Raw genomic sequence first — 4,522 nt, forward strand, 5'->3', positions numbered from 1 at the left:
CAAAAAGCATGGCCAGGAACGCCGCCGTATCTGGCGTAAGCTGCATCTCGCCGTTGACAGTAAAACACATGAAATCATCTGCGCTGACCTGTCGCTGAACAATGTGACGGACTCAGAAGCCTTCCCGGGTCTTATCCGGCAGACTCACAGAAAAATCAGGGCAGCATCGGCAGACGGCGCTTACGACACCCGGCTCTGTCACGATGAACTGCGGCGTAAGAAAATCAGCGCGCTTATCCCTCCCCGAAAAGGAGCAGGTTACTGGCCCGGTGAGTATGCAGACCGTAACCGTGCCGTTGCTAATCAGCGGCTGACCGGGAGTAATGCGCGGTGGAAATGGACAACAGATTACAACCGTCGCTCGATAGCGGAAACGGCGATGTACCGGGTAAAACAGCTGTTCGGGGGTTCACTGACGCTGCGTGACTACGATGGTCAGGTTGCGGAGGCTATGGCCCTGGTACGAGCGCTGAACAAAATGACGAAAGCAGGTATGCCTGAAAGCGTGCGTATTGCCTGAAAACACAACCCGCTACGGGGGAGACTTACCCGAAATCTGATTTATTCAACAAAGCCTACCAGTACCCACAAGCCCGTTATGCGTACTGGTAATATCCTTATTCCTGCTATTTACTGTCGTTCTCGCTATATTCGCTGTTAATTATGTTTGCGGGGGGAAATAAGCGTTTAATATTTCCCCGCCACGTTATTACCAGCCTGCGGCACCACGCCGTAAATCTTCCCGGGTGAAGGGCTTTTCGGCGGCACTCAGCTGCACCGCAATATGCTGCAACAGCGTCTGGGTTGGCGCCTTCGAACCGGTGGTAAACAGCACCATCGGCACCACCAGCACTGCCGCCAGCCCGGCGCCGGAAAGCATCGCCAGTGAGGCGCGCCGTTGCCACAGCAAAAATGCACCGCTGGCAGTACACCCGAGCACAAAACCGGCAATCACTTCTGCCGGGGAATGCACATGGATCATCAGCCGGGACACGCCCACCACCGCCGCAACGGCGTAACCGCACAGTGCCGCCAGGTGGCGCAACCCCGGCGCAACGCGGCTGCAGACAAACCACAAAAACACCGGCCAGAAACAGGAAGAAAGCGCCGTGTGGCCGCTGAACCCGGTAAAATCCAGCTGGCGGAACCCGATTCCCCAGCCCATAAAGGCCAGTTTAGAGCTGCAAACAATCGCCCCGGTCACCCCGAACGCCAGCGCCCACTGCCACGCCACCTGACGGCGGGAGGAAAATAACGCCACCACAAACAGCAATACTGCACTGGGCAGTAACAGAGTGCTGTCGCCTAAAAAAGTAACCGAATACCAGCTCATTGTTGTCCTGTAACGCTTTAACCACGGGCCCCGTAAGTGGGGAAACCTCAGAATACACAACACCTGCGCCCATTGCCGTCAGAATATGCTGTAAGTCCAGGCGATTTCCCTATGCCTCACCGGGAGCGGCACATTCCGCTAACTTTGCCCGCACCGGAGCGCCCGGCCGGCAGCCGCACTGCTCTGTCATTTTTTATCTGCCGCGCTCTGGCACCCGCCATCAGGCGGGCGCAGTCACTTTGCAGGATAATAATTTTCCCTTATTACCCTGCCCTGCTGCGGGGGATTACGGCTCACCCACCGGCACATCACGATCGCTGGTCATATCGTAAAGCTGATACTGGCGGTTCAGCATCTGGCCGCCGTCACGGGTCAGCGGTGTCCAGCTGACTGTCGGTGTACTGCGTGTCGGATGTGTCGTCATCAGATCCAGCGGCACAGAAATATAGAAGCCTTTAGTAAAGGAGCCTTCGCCGTATTCATCGCTGGAAACGTTAGTCTTGGTGGCATAGGCCCCCACCACCACGCCGCTGTCGAAGCGTTTGGAGATATCCACCGTGCCGCCCTTATCTTTTGCCAGGTAACGGCCAACGCTCAGTTTCACCAGCACATCATCAGCAAACCACGGCCGCCAGTAACCGGTCAGGTTCCCGGTTGCAACATGATAATCGGTAAACTTCATCATATTGTCCCAGTCACGCTGCTTAACGTAGTTACCGTCGATACCCACTGCCCAGCTGGCGTCCAGCGGGCGATACAGCAGCTCCGCACCGGCACCGCCGTACATCATCTCCAGGTAGCCGGCATATACCTGGCCATAGAAGCCATTCCCCAGTGCACGCATATAGTTGGTCTGCAGGGTCTGCACATACACGTCGTTATCCACATACTGGCGGATATGGGTACGCACCCGCGGCAGGCTGGAGTCATGGGGTACGCCGTCATAGTTAAACTTGTTGTAGTTATTGGCGATGTTGGCAAACAGGCTGCCGCCCGCCAGCCAGTGATCGGTCAGCCAGTAGCTGGCATCCGCCACCACACCTATCTGGTACATATAGAAGTTTTCCGGCCCGCCAACAGACTGGCGCAATACCGGAGAGAGGCTGTAATTCAGCCGGTCCTTATCCATAAAGAAGCCCTGGCCCTTACGGGTGTCCGGCTCCACACGCTGCTGGCGCAATGGCTGTTCCTGGCCCAGCGGATATCCTTCTATTTCGTTACGCAGGCTGTTAACGTCGGTACGGGTGGTCACCATCGGCATGCCGTTGCGGTACTGGGTCACATCCAGGGTCTTCACATTGGCAGGCATATCTTTCAGCATCACCACATTGGCGCGGTCGACCCCTTTCTGCGTGTCGCGATATTTGTCCTGCTGCCCGCTGGCTTTCAGCGTATCACCGAGGATCTCCACACGCGGGCCTGCCAGCCCGGCATTGTCACGCAGTTCGTACAGTTCCCCGGCGGCCAGGCTGTAGTTCACCAGGTGCGGCGGCTGGGTCTGCGGGTTATATTTCGGTGCCGGATCTTTCTGATGGCTGCGCAGATCGTTGAAGTTGGTTCGCAGGGTAAAGCCAAACATAAAGGTGTTGCCGCGCTCATAGCTGGCATTCACATCCATCCAGTCTGCCAGGCGGTATACCGCCCCCCAGTTCCAGCGGCTGCTCTGGGAAAGGTCGCCGGCAAAGTCATCTTTATAGTCGTTGCCGTCATATTCCAGTTTCAGGCGCAGGGGCTGCCAGGGGGTCTGCCACTCCACCCCGCCAAATAACGCGGCCGGGCCTTTAAAAGAGTCACTCAGGTTAAAGTTGCCCGTCTCCCGGGATTGGGGACGATGGCAGTACTTATCTTTCCAGGAGCAGAACGGGTTAGTGATATTGCCGCTATTGCCGATATAGCCCCAGCCCATCCCCAGGGAGAAATCAAAATCCCCCCAGGCTTTATTGGCCACCAGGTATTCGCTGTCGAACAGCCCCGTCCCGCCGATGTCGCGCTTACCGAGAGCCACCTGGGGCAGGTAACGCCCCTCTTCCCACAGGCGCAGTTTTACATCGAAGGATTTATCTTTATAGGTCTGGTTTCCACTGAAGCCGGGGTCATTACTGTATTTACGGGTACGCACATCCGTATAGCGCACTGTCGTTTCCAGCCACGGGAACAGGGCCATAGACACCGAGTAAAAACGGTATTGATCGTTATTGCGGTAGTTGGCGCTGAACTCCCCTTCCTTCGGGATCCGCGCCGTCGGGGTTTGCAGTAACCCGGCGCCGCCAAAGTCAGACTGGGAAGGCCCGATAGGGTCCGGGTAGGTTTCGGCCGCCATTGCCTGGCAGGCACCGGCCACAGAGGCCGCAATAATGCTGAGCAGGTAACGTTTTTTCATCAGTCAGGGATCCGGTGGGTCAGAATATTAATGATCTGCTGGTTAAGATCGTCACCATCCCCGGGTAATGCCCGGGAGGTGAACCCCACCAGAATGATGCTGCCCGGCTGGGGTTCCACATGGCGGCGGTTCCAGTAATCCACCGGGGCCACGCGCACTGCACCATCAGGATCAATCACCGACACCTGGCTCGGTTGCGCGCCAGATAAAAAGTCATGCCCGGATAAATAATCACTCACCTGGCGGCCGGGCTGCCACACCAGTTTCCCCGCCCCGCTGACAGGCCCCATCAGCCATACAGAGGCCGGAGCAGAAGCCTGATAAAGGCTGTACTCGCCCGCCAGCGGGCGGTTGGCTTTATCGTTATTTTTGACAAAATCCGGATCCAGGGAGGCAAACTGCCGCCCGGTCACCTTCAGCGGGGTCAGCTGGTTTATCACCAGCCGGATAGCCGCGGCCCGCTCCCCGTCTTCCGTGGCGGCCCAGGCCTGCAGACGGTTCAGGGTTTGCAGCTTGTCCTGCTCTGCTTTGCGGGTGGCCGCAGGCACGGCAATGGTCATGCCGGGCTGGTACGGGCCAAAAGCCGGATCCGCCACCAGCTGGCGCAGATCCTTCACCTGGTTAAGCACCTGGCTGTGGCTGCTGCCCGGCGCATATATCGTTACCCGTCCTTCACCCCATACCGGGGCACACGCGGCAGTTATCACCCCTGCTGCGCAAATTAGCGTGGTTGTTATTTTCATTATGGTGTCGCCGGCTTAAGAAGGCTGATTTCAACAGGCAGAACGGCACTGTTGCAAATAGTCGGT

At 57.4% G+C, this 4,522-nt stretch carries 3 protein-coding genes and 1 pseudogene; 1 reads left to right on the top strand and 3 read right to left on the bottom strand.

The annotated features are described in order from the left end of the window. Window positions 1-520: pseudogene (locus KHQ23_RS26180) on the top strand (IS5-like element IS903 family transposase); the annotation flags it as partial. Window positions 521-709: 189 nt separating this feature from the next. On the opposite strand, the gene KHQ23_RS26185 reads toward KHQ23_RS26180, so the two are convergent. The 3 genes from KHQ23_RS26185 to KHQ23_RS26195 form a co-directional block, all read right to left on the bottom strand. Continuing rightward, on the bottom strand, window positions 710-1,333 hold the full coding sequence (locus KHQ23_RS26185) for a phosphatase PAP2 family protein (RefSeq protein ID WP_047694911.1): 624 nt from the start codon (window positions 1,331-1,333) through the stop codon (window positions 710-712). A gap of 286 nt (window positions 1,334-1,619) precedes the next feature. Further along, window positions 1,620-3,713, bottom strand: coding sequence for a YjbH domain-containing protein (locus tag KHQ23_RS26190; protein ID WP_047694909.1), 2,094 nt, complete (start codon window positions 3,711-3,713; stop codon window positions 1,620-1,622). Then, window positions 3,713-4,456 (bottom strand): capsule biosynthesis GfcC family protein, encoded by a 744-nt coding sequence (locus tag KHQ23_RS26195; protein ID WP_047694907.1) that lies wholly within the window; start codon window positions 4,454-4,456, stop codon window positions 3,713-3,715. Before KHQ23_RS26195 ends, KHQ23_RS26190 begins: the two co-directional genes overlap by 1 nt. Between the last annotated feature and the right edge of the window lie 66 nt (window positions 4,457-4,522).

The sequence above is a fragment of the Klebsiella sp. 64 genome (assembly GCF_018223915.1).
Classification (GTDB): domain Bacteria; phylum Pseudomonadota; class Gammaproteobacteria; order Enterobacterales; family Enterobacteriaceae; genus Klebsiella; species Klebsiella pneumoniae.